Here is a 13,893-nt window from a genome sequence, read left to right on the forward strand (position 1 = left end):
TTTTATTAAATTTCCGCATTATGTATTAATAAATTCATAAATAGTATAATTATGACATTTAAAATTAATAGAAATTTAATTTGAAAGATTATACAGACTACAATAAAATTAATGATGGTATAAGATCAGATTTTGTGCTCGTGTTTCGCGAGCTTTGACTAAATTGTTAGGGGTGGACCTCCTAATCTTCGCTCAAAAGTATCATTACAATACTAAGAGACGCTATCGAAATGAGTGATCTTATACTTTTTTTGTACTCTGGAGGTAATGTTTTGCTTAAAGATTTAAAAACTGTAGAAGATTTGTCAATATATCTAGGTGTTAGTGTTGGACTAATAAATTTTGTGGTTTACGTTGAGGGAGTAGATTCTTTTTATGAGGAATTCTCTTTACCTAAGAAAAGTGGAGGGGACAGAGTTATATCATGTCCTAAGGGTCCTTTGAAGAAATTACAAAAGAGATTACAAGAAAAGCTTTCTCATGAATATAATGATAGATATGGTTCTTTTAATGTATCTCAAGCATTTATTAAGAAAAGAAATATAATGTCTAACGCTAAAGTACATAGAAATAAGAAATTTATCCTCAATTTAGATATAGAAGATTTTTTCGATGAATTTAATTTTGGTAGAGTTTATGGATATCTTCAAAAAAGTAATGATTTTAAAATGAATAAACAGCTTTCGGTAATATTGAGCAAAATATTTACATATAAGAATAAATTGCCCCAGGGATCACCATCTTCTCCGGTATTGACTAATTTTATTTTTAGAATAGTGGATTTTAAGATTTTGAAACTTTCAAAAAAATATAAGCTAGATTATACGAGATATGCTGATGATATGACATTCTCTACTAACGATTCCAACTTCGAAAGTATTTATATTAACTTTGTCGATGAATTAAGAGATTTACTTCATCGACAAGGATTTAAAATTAATGAAAAGAAGACAAGACTACAGTTTTCTTCTTCTAAACAAGAAGTTACTGGATTGATAGTTAACAAAAAAATTAATGTTTCTAGAAAGTATTACAGGGATACCAGAGCTCAAGCATATAATATGTATAAAGATGGATATTATTTTATAGATGGAGAGGGATATAGTAAATTAAATAAACTTGAGGGCAGGTTTTCTTTTATCAATCAAGTGAAACGTTATAATTACTTGATTGATTTAAGAAAATACGCAAAAATGAGTGATGATTATAGTGATTTTATAGAATCTATGACTAAATATAGACATTATCCTTATATAGGTGGATTTGATGAGCAATATCGTAAATTTTTGTTTTTCAAGTATTTTATTCATGGACCTAGACCAATAATCTTAGTTGAAGGAAAAACAGACATCAGATATATAAAAGCTGCTATGATGAAGTATTATTATAAGTATCCAGAACTTATTAAAAAAAATAATAAAGGGAAATTTGAATTTAATGTTGACTTTTTTAAAAGAGGAAACGAAGGATACTTAAAAGAAGGTTATAAGCGTAATGAGATAGACTATAACATTAAGGATTATTACCTGGGTCTATCAGGTGAAGGCGCAGGAGAACTTAATAAGATAGTTAAATATTGGGGAATTAATAAAGTCAATAATAAAAAAAATAATAAAAAAAATAATAAAAAAAATAATGATGAAAAAGATGAGAAAGATAGAATTAACTTAGATTATTATGACTACTTTGTAAGGAAGCTAGGTAACAAAAGTAAAAAAGTGATTTTATTGTTAGATAATGAATTTTATCACAAAGATAAAAAACCATTACGGAATTTTTTGGAAATTATTTATAAAACAAAGGAATTAACATGTCAATATCAAAAACTTATCTCTGAAGGAAAATTAGAGATAGATAATAATCTTTATTTAATAACCTTAATTAAAAATAAAAGGTACAAAAATAAATTACAAAAATATATTGAAGACAATATTGGAAAATTTAAATATAATAACGATTTATCAATAGATATTGAGGATCTTATAGATTATTCAAAAATAACAATTAATAATAAAACTTTTAGTCGAAAAGTAAAAAACGATGATAAAGAATTTGGAAAGCAAACATTGTCTAAATATGTATATAAAAATTACGAAACGCTTGATTTAAGTAAATTTATTCCTTTATTAGACCAATTAAAGGAATTTTGTAAATAACAAAAAAAAGACCTCCTACGAGGTCTCTTTTTATTTGTCTTATTATTCGTTTAATAGCCAGAAGAAGATGATGAAGATTACACCTAGCACGTACATTAGTGGGTGAACTTCTTTTCCTCGTTTAGCAGCTAACATTGAGATTGGGTATACGATGAAACCTAAAGCAATACCATCTGAGATACTGTAAGTAAGTGGCATACCTAATACAATCAAGAATGATGGAGCAGCTAATTCGAACTTGTCCCAGTGAATATCACGTAGGGCGTTAGCCATTAGAATACCGATAACGATTAATGCAGGAGCAGTAACTTGATCGGTAATTACACCAAGTAGTGGTGAGAAGAATGTTCCTAGTAAGAAGAAGATACCAGTAACGATTACTGTGAAACCAGAACGACCACCAACGGCGATACCTGCTGATGATTCAACGAAGGCACCCATTGGAGATGAACCTAGTAGAGAACCACCAACCATGGCTAGTGAGTCAGAACCTAGGGCACGGCCGATACGTGGGATTTTGTTGTCCTTAATGAAACCAGCTTGTTTAGCTAAACCAACTAGAGTACCAGTGGTATCGAAGAAGGTAACTAATAAGAAGGTAAATACAACAATCCATAGTTGTAATGTGTTGATATCAGTAACGTGTGAAATTGCAGTTAAGAAGATTGGTTTGATACTTGGAACGCTTGAAACTACGTGAGTTGGTAAAGCGATTAATCCAGTAACCATACCTAAGATAGTAGTAGCAACCATACTAATGAAGATAGCTGCAGGAACGCGGGCACTCATTAATACAACGGTTAGGATTAAACCAAAGATAGTTAACCAAGTACTACCAACGTGAAGTGATCCAAGAGTTACTAGAGTTGCCTTGTCAGCAACAACTAGGCCACCTTGGTTTAAACCAAGAAAGGCAATGAATAGACCAATACCACCGGCAATGGCACTCTTTAAATCAGCTGGAATAGCGTCGATGATTGTTTCTCTTAGCTTGAACGCTGTTAAAATCATGAAAATAATAGCTGCGATAAATGTACCGGCTAGCGCTGTTTGCCAAGGAACCTTCATACCCACACAGACTGAGTAGGCGAAGAAAGCGTTAGTACCCAAACTGGTAGATAAAGCGATTGGGTAGTTAGCGATGATTCCCATTAAGAAACATCCAAGAGCGGTTGCAAGTGCTGTTGCAGTGAACATGGCACCCTTATCGATACCTGAAGCACTCATAACGTTTGGGTTTACAAACAGAATGTAAACCATTGAAACGAAGGTAGTTAAACCAGCGATGAATTCAGTACGGTAGTTAGTACCTAGTTCATCAAAATGAAAGAAATTAGCAATTCCCTTTAACATGAAACATTCTCCTTTAATGTTCGTATTTATTAATATTATACGTATATATTACCATATTTAGAACATAAGTCCACTAAAAAGCGAACTATTTTAGATAAATTTAAACAAAAATTGACGTTTTATGATAAAAAAACTCCAATGTTGGAGTAAAATCCGAACATTGGAGTTAAAATCGATTAGATGTTTCTAAAGTCATTATCAATTTGTGCATATTCATCGTCACTTAGTGAAACGTTCAATGCTTTGGCATTGCTTTCAACTTGTTCTGGACGCTTTGCACCTGGGATAACAACAGTAACGTCTGGGTTCTTGATGTACCATGCTAATACTAATTGAGCAGTGGTAATACCATGATTGTCAGCAAGTGGCTTTAGGTTGTTAACCTTTTCAACGATCTTTTCGAAACGTTCACCGGTGAAGTCAGGGTTACCGTGTCTGATATCATTTTCAGGGAAGTCGACAACTTCTGAGTACTTACCAGTTAATAAACCAGATGCTAATGGGAAGAATGGTACGAATGAAATGTTGTTTTCACGTAAGTAATCGAACATTTCAGTTTCAGCATCACGGTGTAATAGACTGTATTGATCTTCAACAACATCAACTAAGCCGTCTTTGTTAGCTTCCTTGATTTGATCTAGTGAGAAGTTTGAAACACCGATTGCCTTAATCTTACCTTCTTGCTTCATTTCGTTTAATGCAGCAACCGCTTCATCCTTTGGAGTTTGGTCGTCTGGGAAGTGAATGTAGAAGATATCGATGTAGTCAGTTTGTAGACGCTTCAATGCATCGTCTACAGATTGCTTTAAGAATTGTGGGTTATTGTTAATTTTTACATCGCCGTCTGATGTGTCTTGAGCGGCCTTTGTAGCAATAACGAACTTGCTTCTGTCGTAGCCCTTAATGGCTTGACCAATTAGTTCTTCTGAATGACCCATACCGTATGCAAATGCAGTATCTAATAGGGTGATTCCGGAATCTAGACCGGTCTTTACGATTTGAATACCAGTTTCATCTTTTAAGTTTGGGAATAAGTTGTTACCACCAACTGCATTGGTTCCTAAACCAAGTGGGGTTGATTCTACGTTTGATTTACCAATTTTTACCATGTAAAAAGGCCTCCTCAAATTTTTTATACGTTCAATATAATTATGAACCCTAAGCGCCGATTTTTAAACCATTTGGCGTTAACTTAAGCATTAATTTTTGATAAAATAAATTTAATGAATGAAGGAGGGTTAACCATGAAGAAGGTTTTGATTATTGGTAATTTTCATCAATTGGGCAAAGAGGTCTACGATAAATTATCAAATCAATATGAAGTAAACTTACTAGATGGCATCGATTTCGAGGATGTTAGTGCCTACGCTGACAATTTATCAGGAGTAAACGTTATCTACACATTCTTGGGACCACTTGATGTCGATCTACAAATCGGTGCGGTCATCCAAGCATTGGACCGCGTTAACCCACCACTTGAACAGTTTATTATGTTATCAACAGCCGGTATCGATAATGAATTAACCGAAGAAGTGACTTATCCAGATGTGGATAATAATAAGGAATACTTGAATCAACAAAGATACGCCGTTAAGTTGGTGGACGAATACGAAATTCCATACACCATCCTAAGACCGGTTGAAATTGTTGATGAACAATCAGGTGAATTGGACGTAATTGATGAAGGAATCTCAATGCAATACGGTCGTGTTTCCGCCGATAATGTTGCAAACACTGCCGTGAAAGTAGTAGAATATCAACAATTTATCAATCAATCCATTGGATTAATCGAAAGATAAGTGAGGTGCTTAAAATGGCATTACAATTAAACAAAGAACAATTGAAACAAATCAAACAACAACTAACTGACACTCAAAAGGAATCACACTTGGTAATCTTCAAGAGTGTTTCACCAAAATCAGGCGGTGAAATTCACATGATTACTAACTATGGAACTTTTGAAACTCTCCAAAAACAACGTCCAGAATTAAAAATGGAAATTGTTAGAGACATCGTTCCAGTTACCGATAGTTTGGCATACTGGGCAGTCGCACAAGATACTGCTAGTCATTTACAACCAAACGATCCAAACACTGCTGAAGTGGCATTACAAGTGGAACAATACACTAATGATGTGCTAGCAGATAACAAGTTGCCACAAAACAAATAAAAATGTTTCACATGAAACGAAGCCACACCAATAAATGGTGTGGCTTTTTTGTATGATTCTACAAGTCGTATGTATAATGTTACAAATTCATCCAGATTTGCTTATTAAAAGGGTGATAAATGCTAGTATTATCAACAATTACATGGGATAAATTTAAATTATGAATAACGGAAAAGCCATATTGGAGGCATTTCTATGCATGAGAAAAACAAGAAAAACGCCGATGGAACGGTGCGTTCACTAAGTAATCGTCATGTTCAAATGATTGCGATTGGTGGAACCATCGGAACAGGGCTATTTTTAGGTTCAGGTAGTACCATTTCAAAGACTGGTCCTTCTGTACTATTGGTATATCTAGTGATTGGTTGTCTATTCTTCTTGATGATGAGAGGAATCGGAGAAATGTTTTACTCTGATCCAAACCAACATACATTCGTTGCATTTATTACTAAATATCTAGGTCATACCGCCGGATACTTCACCGGATGGAGTTACTGGATTGGTTTACTATTTGCCAGCATGGCCGAATTATCAGCAATCGCTACATATGTGAACTTTTGGTTCCCACACATTCCGGCATGGTTAATCGAAGTCGTCTTTTTAGCCGTCTTAGCGACATTGAATATCATTGCCGTTAAGGTCTTCGGTGAAGCCGAATTCTGGTTTGCCATGATTAAAGTGATTGCCATTGTTGCGTTGATTGTGACCGGGATTTTCATGGCGTTCTTCCACGCCTCAACTCCAGTTGGTCACGCATCATTTGGTAACATTTTTGATCATTTTACAATGTTCCCACACGGATTCTTCAACTTCTTTGCCGCATTCCCAATGGTATTCTTTGCGTTCCAAGGAATCGAATTCGTCAGCATCACGCTTGGTGAATCTAAGGATCCAAAGACTGTTGTTAAGAAGGCCGTTAATGAAACTTTATGGAGAATTTTGATCTTCTACATTGGAGCACTATCAGTAATCATGGTGGTAATTCCATGGACAAAATTATCTCCAACTAACAGTCCGTTCGTGCAAGTCTTTTCAATTGCAGGTTTACCTGCGGCCGCTGCTGTTATTAACTTCGTGGTACTAACATCAGCTGCTTCTTCATTGAACAGTATCATCTTCTCCGCTGGTCGTCATTTGTACCAACTAGCTAAGGATACTCACACCGATGGCTTCATTCACAAAAACCTAACACACGTTTCAAAAAACGGGATTCCAATCGCAAGTATTGGTTTGACCGCTGCTTTAATCTTGATTAACCCAATCCTAACGGTTACTCATAGCGTTTCATTCATGTTCACCTTAGTTGCCGGTGCAACCAGTGACATGTGTATTATCGTTTACCTATTTACCATGTTTGCACATCGTAAATACAGAAAGTCAACCGACTTCTTGGATCATGGATTCAAGATGCCAGCTTACCAATTTACCAGTCCACTAACAATTGCATTTTTCGTCTTCATTTTCGTTAGTTTGTTCTTCATTCCAGGGGATGAAGTCGGCGCAATTAGTGCAGTAATTTGGACAGTTGCATTCTATGCAGGTATCGGTATAAAACGTCTTGTTTCTCGTTCTAAAGCATAATTGAGTGCTTTTGTAGGATAATACAATCGCCTTGTGAGGCTTTCCAAAACTCTCCCAAACGTATTGTCATCGTGAAAAATGATGGTAGTATCTTCATCAATCCAAGTGAGATTGATGAAAGACCTAATCAATACGCTTAAAAAGGGGGAGTTTTTTTATGCACGAAAAAACAACGAAAAACGCAGATGGAACCGTTCGTTCGCTAAGTAACCGTCACGTTCAGATGATTGCGATTAGTGGAACCATCGGGACCGGACTATTTTTAGGATCAGGTAGCACGATTTCTGAGACCGGACCGTCAATTCTATTGATTTATCTAATTATGGGAATTGTTTTCTTCTTAATGATGAGAGCCATCGGTGAAATGTTTTATACCGATCCTAATCAGCATACCTTCGTAACGTTTATCAACCGTTACTTAGGTCACACGATTGGGACGTTTACCGGTTGGAGCTACTGGTTAAGTCTAGTATTCGGTAGTATGGCTGAACTAACAGCGATTGCTACATATGTAAATTACTGGTTCCCCAATATTCCCGCGTGGATTATCGAAGTCGTCTTTCTTGTCGCTCTTATGATGATTAATTTGATTGCGGCGCGTCTATTCGGTGAGGCCGAATTCTGGTTCTCAATGATTAAAATTATCGCAATCGTCGCATTAATCGTCACAGGACTAATCATGGCCTTTACTCATGTGAAGACACCGCTAGGCCATGCCTCACTTGCTAACCTTACAAACCATTTCACTTTATTTCCACACGGATTCTTTAGCTTCTTCGCAGCATTCCCAATGGTATTCTTTGCCTTCCAAGGAATTGAATTCGTAAGTATCACTTTGGGTGAATCTAAAAACCCACGCCAAGTGGTAAAGAAGTCAGTTAATGAAACGCTATTTAGAATCATGATCTTCTACATTGGTGCATTAGCTGTCATCATGGCCGTTATTCCATGGACATCTATCACTGCTGATAAGAGTCCATTCGTGCAGGTCTTCGCACTTGCTGGTTTGCCAGCTGCCGCTGCCATCATTAACTTTGTCGTTTTAACATCAGCAGCATCTGCGCTAAACAGTATTATCTTTTCCGCTGGTCGTCACTTGTACCAACTAGCTGACGATAGTAACAGCGATGGAGCTATCAGTCGCAGTCTAACCCATGTTTCTAAAAATGGAATTCCGGTTGGCAGCATCATTGTGACATCCGTTCTAATTTTGATTGGACCAATGATCTCCGTTGCCCACAGCGTGGACTTCATGTTCACATTAGTTTCAGGAGCTACCAGTGATATGAGTGTCATTGTTTACCTACTTACTATGTTTGCACACAGAAAGTACAGACAATCATCTGACTTCTTAGATGACGGATTTAAGATGCCTGGATACTCATTCACAAGTCCATTAACGATTGCCGCATTCATCTTCATTTTTGCTAGTTTACTAATTATTCCAGCAGATGCAATCGGTGCAATTAGTGCAGTAGTTTGGGTTGTTGCTTACGCAATTGGTGTTGCTGTAAAACGCTTTACTTCCCGTTCTTATGCATAATTGAGGCGTTTTGTAAGATGTTACAACTGCATTGTTACATCTACCAAAAGTCTTTAAAACCTATTGTCATCGTGAAAAATGATGATAATATTTTCAACAATCCAAGTGAAATTGATAAACGAATAAATCAATTAACTTAAAAGGGGGAATCTTTATGCAAGAAAAGATAACGAAAAATGCTGATGGTACGATTCGTTCACTAAGCAACCGTCATGTTCAGATGATTGCAATTGGTGGAACCATCGGGACCGGATTATTCTTAGGTTCTGGAAGTACCATTTCAAAGACAGGACCGTCAGTAATGCTAGTGTACCTAGTATTAGGGTGTTTCTTCTTTCTAATGATGAGAGCCATCGGTGAAATGTTTTACGCCGATCCATCTCAACACACTTTCGTATCATTTATCTCTAAATACCTCGGACCAACTGCTGGATACTTTACCGGTTGGAGTTACTGGTTAGGACTTTTGTTTGCCAGCATGGCTGAACTAACCGCCATTGCTACATACTTTGCCTTCTGGTTCCCAAACATTCCATCGTGGATTGTCGAAGTTGCCTTCTTGGTTGTACTAGCAGCAATTAACTTAATTGCCGCCAAACTATTTGGTGAAGCTGAATTCTGGTTTGCAATGATCAAAATTGTGGCAATCGTCGCATTGATTGTAACTGGAATTATCATGGTATTTTCACACACATCAACACCTTTGGGACACGCATCAATTAGCAATATTACTAATCATTTTACTTTATTCCCACATGGTTCATTTAACTTTATCTCAGCTTTCCCAATGGTATTCTTCGCATTCCAAGGTATTGAATTCGTAAGTATTACCCTAGGTGAATCAAAGAACCCACACAAAGTTGTTAAGAAGGCTGTTAACGAAACTCTATGGAGAATCATGATATTCTACATTGGAGCACTAGCCGTTATCATGGCAGTTATTCCATGGACATCAATTACTCCAGATAAGAGTCCATTCGTTCAAGTATTTACACTTGCTGGACTACCTGCAGCCGCTGCTATTATTAACTTCGTTGTATTAACATCAGCTGCATCTTCTCTAAACAGTATTATCTTCTCTGCCGGCCGTCACTTCTACCAACTAGCTACTGAAGGACGTAAGGAAGGGTTCATGAACAGACATTTCGGTAAGGTTTCTAAAAACGGAATCCCAAGTGCCGCAATTCTAATCTCGGCTGCTCTAATCTTCATTACTCCAATCATGAGTGTAAGTAACAGCGTTAGCTCTGTATTTACAATCGTGGCTGGATCATCAAGTGACATGTACATCATTGTTTACCTACTAACAATGGTTGCTCACAGAAAGTACCGCGCATCAAACGACTTCCTAAGCGATGGTTTCAAGATGCCTGCATACGCAATTACCAGTCCTTTGACAATCCTATTCTTCTTCGTCATCTTCGCGAGTCTATTCTTTATCCCAGGTGACGTCGTTGGAGCAATTGGTGCAATTATCTGGTCAATCGTTTTCTGCGGAGCTCTATATCTAAAGGAAAGAAGCTCAAAAGCATACGCCTAAATAAAAAAGAGTTAACCATTTTGGTTAGCTCTTTTTTTAGTGGTTATTTAAATATTCTTCGTATAGTTTATTTTCCTTACTGACTAAGTCAAATGCAGTGATAGTATCTAATTTTATTAAATTATTTTTCTCCTGTATTTTACTTTCAAAAGTTTGTTGATACCTTTCTTCATCTAAAACGATGTGATTGTTATCATATGCGATTATATTGCCTTTATGAAAGTTTTCATCAACACTTGTGCAAAGTGATATAACTTTTCTGTTACTCAAGAAAGTTTGGATAATATCATCCATCTTTTTATTACGAATACTGATCATTTCTTTTTTTAACTCAAAAGGATCGTATATATTATTCTTTTTATTACTATTGACGTAATGGTTAAATACGTTTGTATAGTTGGTGTTTGAAGATATTTTAGAGATATCGCTTTTTAGTAATAATGTATATGAATCTAAGAGTCCGGAATCATCTATTGTTTCAACCAATAGGTAATTATCTTTTTCTGACACAATAATTCCCAAAATAAAATCTTCAAACTCAAAGTTATCCCTGGATTTTGAGTATATCTCTAAAACATCATTATTATCGATATACTTATTTATATTGCTATCAATCAAATAAATTAGCCCTCCTTAGTGGTGAATTAAGTATAACTTGGTAGCCATTCTGAGTTGTTCACTATCAGAAACATCGTTTAGGCTCATGTTAAGTAGTTTTTCTAGCTTCTTTAATCGATAAACGGCGGTATTTCTATGAATAAATAGATCGTTGGCCGCCATTGAAATCGATTGATTATCAGCATAGTAGTATGAAAGTAATTCGATTAGTTCATCTTTTTCGTCATCCTTTAGGTTTAAAACGGGACCGAGGATGGCGTCGACAAACATGTCGGCTTCTTTCTTTGGTACTAGGCTCAAGATATCTTCAACCTGTTGCGGGATGAATTTATTTGGCTTCAATATGTTTTCACGTTTAGCGACATCCAAGGCTTCATCGGCCTCACGAAGTAACTTCTTGAATTGAATCAGTGGCTTTGCATCATCGGTGTATCCGATTTGCGTTTTTGATCCAACAAAGTTTTCGTGAATAAACTTGCTGAGTTCGTTTAATAGTGGCAGTAAACTCTTTTTAGTTTCGACCAAAATGAATGGCTTGAAATGCCATGAAATCAAGATGATTGGAATTTGTAGTTTTTCAAAGTACCAGTAGATATAGTCGTTAACACGGTGCATATCTTCTTGGTGGTGTCCGGTATCGACTGAATTGATTTCGTCGATTTCAAACGCCTTGTACATTGAATTGGAGTCTAGTCCGTTTAGTTTCAAAGTATCTTCGAAGGCATTTTCAGGTAGATTTTGCGCCAAGATGGTGTCGAACAATTCGTTGCGACGTTGTCTAACTTGGTTCAAATTAATGCTGACCTGCATGCTTTCTAGACTTAGGAGGTTGACCATGTTTTCAATCAATAATTGAGAACTTAAATCTTCTGGCATCTTCATCGAAAATACCACAAATCTGCGGGTCAACTTGTCCATTGTCTTTAGTGGATAGATGCTGTACTTGTCTAAAATGGTGACCGGTTCGGTTAATTCGATGAGTTTTAAATCATGAGTTACGGATTCGAAGAGGGATGCATCCATCTTTGCGTTTTCACTGTATGAACGAAGGCGACCGAAAATATCCATAATATATGCGTCACAATTTATTAATTTGGCAATATGGGTAAGGATTTCGTCATCGTCTTTGCTGGCTAATATGTATTTTGATATGTCTAAAGTATCGTTCATGATTTTCTTTAACTGTTCAGCTTCATTATTTGATGGCATGGGCATTCCTCCTAATTTATGTTTATATTGTGCCTAATATTACCACAACGAATTGGATATTAAACAAAAGACACTCCATGTTGACGTTATTTACATTGATGTGTGAAAGTGATACGGTTAAGGCTAACATTAATTTTGGATTAGAGAGAGGTTATATAAGATGAAAAAAGCATTCCTCGTAATTGCGGCAGCAATTGGTGTCTTGGTAGTGGCAGTTCTTGCCTTTCACATTTATAAGCAATCTGATTTCAGTGTGGAAAATGAATATTACGGTATCGTTCAAAACGATAAAAGTTTGAAGAAATATTGTAAGGAACCAGAAGTTATTAAGTTCATTCAGAAACACCGTAAAGAACATCCGGAATTTACCGATAATCAAGGCTCTGGTCACGTTTTATACTACGTTGTTACATATAGAAACAAATCTTTAGCAATCGGTATTGACGGAAAAGTCGATAGTAGCGGAACTAAAATCACTAAAATTTTTAATGATAAAGATTTAAGCAAATAAACAAAAGACACTCCTAAACAGGAGTGTCTTTTTGATCTATCTAATAAAGTTAACAATTGATTGAATAATGTGGGGAAGCTTCAAAAAGATGTTTGAAGGTTCGATATGTAATAGGGTTAAGTGAAAAGCAATTGAGTTAGAAATCATTTCGGCGATTCCATGAAGTAAAGCGAAAATAAATTGCACGACAAACACTCCTATAAATTTTTATTAATCTAATTCTAATTCTATTATGAAAAAATAACAAGTTAAGAAAATATAAAAAAACTCCAACCGAAGTTGGAGTTTTTGTTTGGATTAATAAGTTTAATTGTCGTATTTCGAAAATTGTAGGATAAAAGACAGAAATTAGCCTTGGTCGTTGTGTAAACGAGGGTCAGCTGGTTTAACTTCTGGAATACCACCCATAGCTTCTGGGTTTTCTTGGAAAGTGAACTTTTGACCGTCTTTAGCAACTTGGCCTTCGAATGCACGTGAGCCGTCACCATCAGAGAAGTTCATTAGAACGTGAGCGTATTCGCTGTGTTCGATATCATGCATGTTACCAGGAACGATAACACCATATTTTTCTTCTAGTTCTTCTTGAGCCTTCATGAATTGTAGTTGGTGTTGAGTTTCACGAGCTAATAGGAACTTCAACATGTCACGAACACCTTCGTCATCAGTCATGTCGTATAGACGGCTAACTTGTAGACGAGCTTGTGATTCACGAACAACGTTGAAACGCATGTCAGCAACTAGGTTACCTGATGAAGTAACGTAACCAGCGTTCCATGCAGCACCGTTAGGGTTGTTTAGACCAGCGTTTAGACCATGAACTAATGCATGTTCTGGGTCCATACCTGAAAGTAGGGCAGCCTTAGCTGGGTCATTCTTCATTTCTTCAGTAGTCATAGTAGTTGGTGCACCTTCTAATAGGTAACCAATCATAGTTGAGATCATTTCAACGTGACCAATTTCTTCAGTACCAGTGTCTAATAGTAAGTCTTTGTACTTTTCGTCACCAGTTGATGACCAACCTTGTGATAGGTATGACATCATACCAGTAGTTTCACCCCATTGACCACCTAGGGCTTCTTGTAGACGACGAGCCATAATTGGATCTGGACGATCTGGCTTAGCGTTGTATTGTAGTTTACGAGTATGTCTGAACATAACAGTACCTCTTTCCTTAGATGTTCAAGGCGGTAGACGATTTTTAAAACCCAAGTC

Annotated in this window: 13 protein-coding genes; 7 read left to right on the forward strand and 6 right to left on the reverse strand. The window is 36.3% G+C overall.

All coding sequences use genetic code 11. The features are described from left to right. Positions 1 to 272: 272 nt before the first annotated feature. A complete protein-coding gene (locus J3U50_RS05990) occupies positions 273 to 2,156 on the forward strand; it encodes a retron Ec67 family RNA-directed DNA polymerase/endonuclease (RefSeq protein WP_301945804.1) in 1,884 nt (627 codons plus the stop codon). Between the two features lie 42 nt (positions 2,157 to 2,198). Here the strand turns inward: J3U50_RS05990 and J3U50_RS05995 are convergent, their stop codons facing one another. Next, entirely contained in the window at positions 2,199 to 3,509 is a 1,311-nt protein-coding gene (locus J3U50_RS05995; RefSeq protein ID WP_054608583.1) for an NCS2 family permease, read from the reverse strand. 176 nt (positions 3,510 to 3,685) lie between these two features. Continuing rightward, positions 3,686 to 4,618: an aldo/keto reductase gene (locus J3U50_RS06000; RefSeq protein ID WP_301945805.1), complete on the reverse strand. Its 933-nt coding sequence runs from the start codon at positions 4,616 to 4,618 to the stop codon at positions 3,686 to 3,688. A gap of 135 nt (positions 4,619 to 4,753) precedes the next feature. Here J3U50_RS06000 and J3U50_RS06005 point away from each other — a divergent pair, with 135 nt between their 5' ends. From J3U50_RS06005 to J3U50_RS06025, 5 genes are all read left to right on the forward strand, one after another. Further along, positions 4,754 to 5,308 carry an NAD(P)-binding oxidoreductase gene (locus J3U50_RS06005; RefSeq protein ID WP_301945806.1) on the forward strand — a complete coding sequence of 185 codons (555 nt, stop codon included), beginning with the start codon at positions 4,754 to 4,756 and terminating at the stop codon, positions 5,306 to 5,308. A gap of 14 nt (positions 5,309 to 5,322) precedes the next feature. Then, positions 5,323 to 5,679, forward strand: a complete 357-nt coding sequence (locus tag J3U50_RS06010) for a hypothetical protein (protein WP_301945807.1) — start codon at positions 5,323 to 5,325, stop codon at positions 5,677 to 5,679. Positions 5,680 to 5,874: 195 nt separating this feature from the next. Beyond that, complete coding sequence (locus J3U50_RS06015) at positions 5,875 to 7,260, forward strand: amino acid permease (protein ID WP_301945808.1); 1,386 nt, start codon at positions 5,875 to 5,877, stop codon at positions 7,258 to 7,260. Positions 7,261 to 7,417: 157 nt separating this feature from the next. After that, on the forward strand, positions 7,418 to 8,803 hold the full coding sequence (locus J3U50_RS06020) for an amino acid permease (protein ID WP_301945809.1): 1,386 nt from the start codon (positions 7,418 to 7,420) through the stop codon (positions 8,801 to 8,803). A 154-nt stretch (positions 8,804 to 8,957) separates the two neighbouring features. Continuing rightward, positions 8,958 to 10,343, forward strand: coding sequence for an amino acid permease (locus J3U50_RS06025; protein ID WP_301945810.1), 1,386 nt, complete (start codon positions 8,958 to 8,960; stop codon positions 10,341 to 10,343). A 36-nt stretch (positions 10,344 to 10,379) separates the two neighbouring features. On the opposite strand, the gene J3U50_RS06030 is transcribed toward J3U50_RS06025, so the two are convergent. Then, on the reverse strand, positions 10,380 to 10,961 hold the full coding sequence (locus J3U50_RS06030) for a hypothetical protein (RefSeq protein WP_301945811.1): 582 nt from the start codon (positions 10,959 to 10,961) through the stop codon (positions 10,380 to 10,382). A gap of 15 nt (positions 10,962 to 10,976) precedes the next feature. Then, positions 10,977 to 12,170, reverse strand: a complete 1,194-nt coding sequence (locus J3U50_RS06035; RefSeq protein ID WP_301945812.1) for a CdaR family transcriptional regulator — start codon at positions 12,168 to 12,170, stop codon at positions 10,977 to 10,979. A 160-nt stretch (positions 12,171 to 12,330) separates the two neighbouring features. On the opposite strand from J3U50_RS06035, the gene J3U50_RS06040 reads away from it, so the two are divergent. After that, positions 12,331 to 12,681 carry a hypothetical protein gene (locus tag J3U50_RS06040; RefSeq protein ID WP_301945813.1) on the forward strand — a complete coding sequence of 117 codons (351 nt, stop codon included), beginning with the start codon at positions 12,331 to 12,333 and terminating at the stop codon, positions 12,679 to 12,681. 36 nt (positions 12,682 to 12,717) lie between these two features. Here the strand turns inward: J3U50_RS06040 and J3U50_RS06045 are convergent, their stop codons facing one another. After that, positions 12,718 to 12,867, reverse strand: a complete 150-nt coding sequence (locus tag J3U50_RS06045; RefSeq protein WP_155443317.1) for a hypothetical protein — start codon at positions 12,865 to 12,867, stop codon at positions 12,718 to 12,720. Between the two features lie 162 nt (positions 12,868 to 13,029). After that, positions 13,030 to 13,836, reverse strand: coding sequence for a manganese catalase family protein (locus tag J3U50_RS06050; RefSeq protein WP_301945814.1), 807 nt, complete (start codon positions 13,834 to 13,836; stop codon positions 13,030 to 13,032). Positions 13,837 to 13,893: the final 57 nt, after the last annotated feature.

This window comes from Lactobacillus sp. B3795 (assembly GCF_026535805.1).
Lineage (GTDB): Bacteria > Bacillota > Bacilli > Lactobacillales > Lactobacillaceae > Apilactobacillus > Apilactobacillus kunkeei_C.

What these genes read in the sequence shown, in the direction of transcription:
- J3U50_RS05995 (WP_054608583.1), bottom strand. Translation starts at nt 3,509, where the DNA reads ATGTTAAAGGGAATTGCTAATTTCTTTCATTTTGATGAACTAGGTACT.
- J3U50_RS06000 (WP_301945805.1), bottom strand. Translation starts at nt 4,618, where the DNA reads ATGGTAAAAATTGGTAAATCAAACGTAGAATCAACCCCACTTGGTTTA.
- J3U50_RS06005 (WP_301945806.1), top strand. Translation starts at nt 4,754, where the DNA reads ATGAAGAAGGTTTTGATTATTGGTAATTTTCATCAATTGGGCAAAGAG.
- J3U50_RS06010 (WP_301945807.1), top strand. Translation starts at nt 5,323, where the DNA reads ATGGCATTACAATTAAACAAAGAACAATTGAAACAAATCAAACAACAA.
- J3U50_RS06015 (WP_301945808.1), top strand. Translation starts at nt 5,875, where the DNA reads ATGCATGAGAAAAACAAGAAAAACGCCGATGGAACGGTGCGTTCACTA.
- J3U50_RS06020 (WP_301945809.1), top strand. Translation starts at nt 7,418, where the DNA reads ATGCACGAAAAAACAACGAAAAACGCAGATGGAACCGTTCGTTCGCTA.
- J3U50_RS06025 (WP_301945810.1), top strand. Translation starts at nt 8,958, where the DNA reads ATGCAAGAAAAGATAACGAAAAATGCTGATGGTACGATTCGTTCACTA.
- J3U50_RS06035 (WP_301945812.1), bottom strand. Translation starts at nt 12,170, where the DNA reads ATGCCATCAAATAATGAAGCTGAACAGTTAAAGAAAATCATGAACGAT.
- J3U50_RS06040 (WP_301945813.1), top strand. Translation starts at nt 12,331, where the DNA reads ATGAAAAAAGCATTCCTCGTAATTGCGGCAGCAATTGGTGTCTTGGTA.
- J3U50_RS06050 (WP_301945814.1), bottom strand. Translation starts at nt 13,836, where the DNA reads ATGTTCAGACATACTCGTAAACTACAATACAACGCTAAGCCAGATCGT.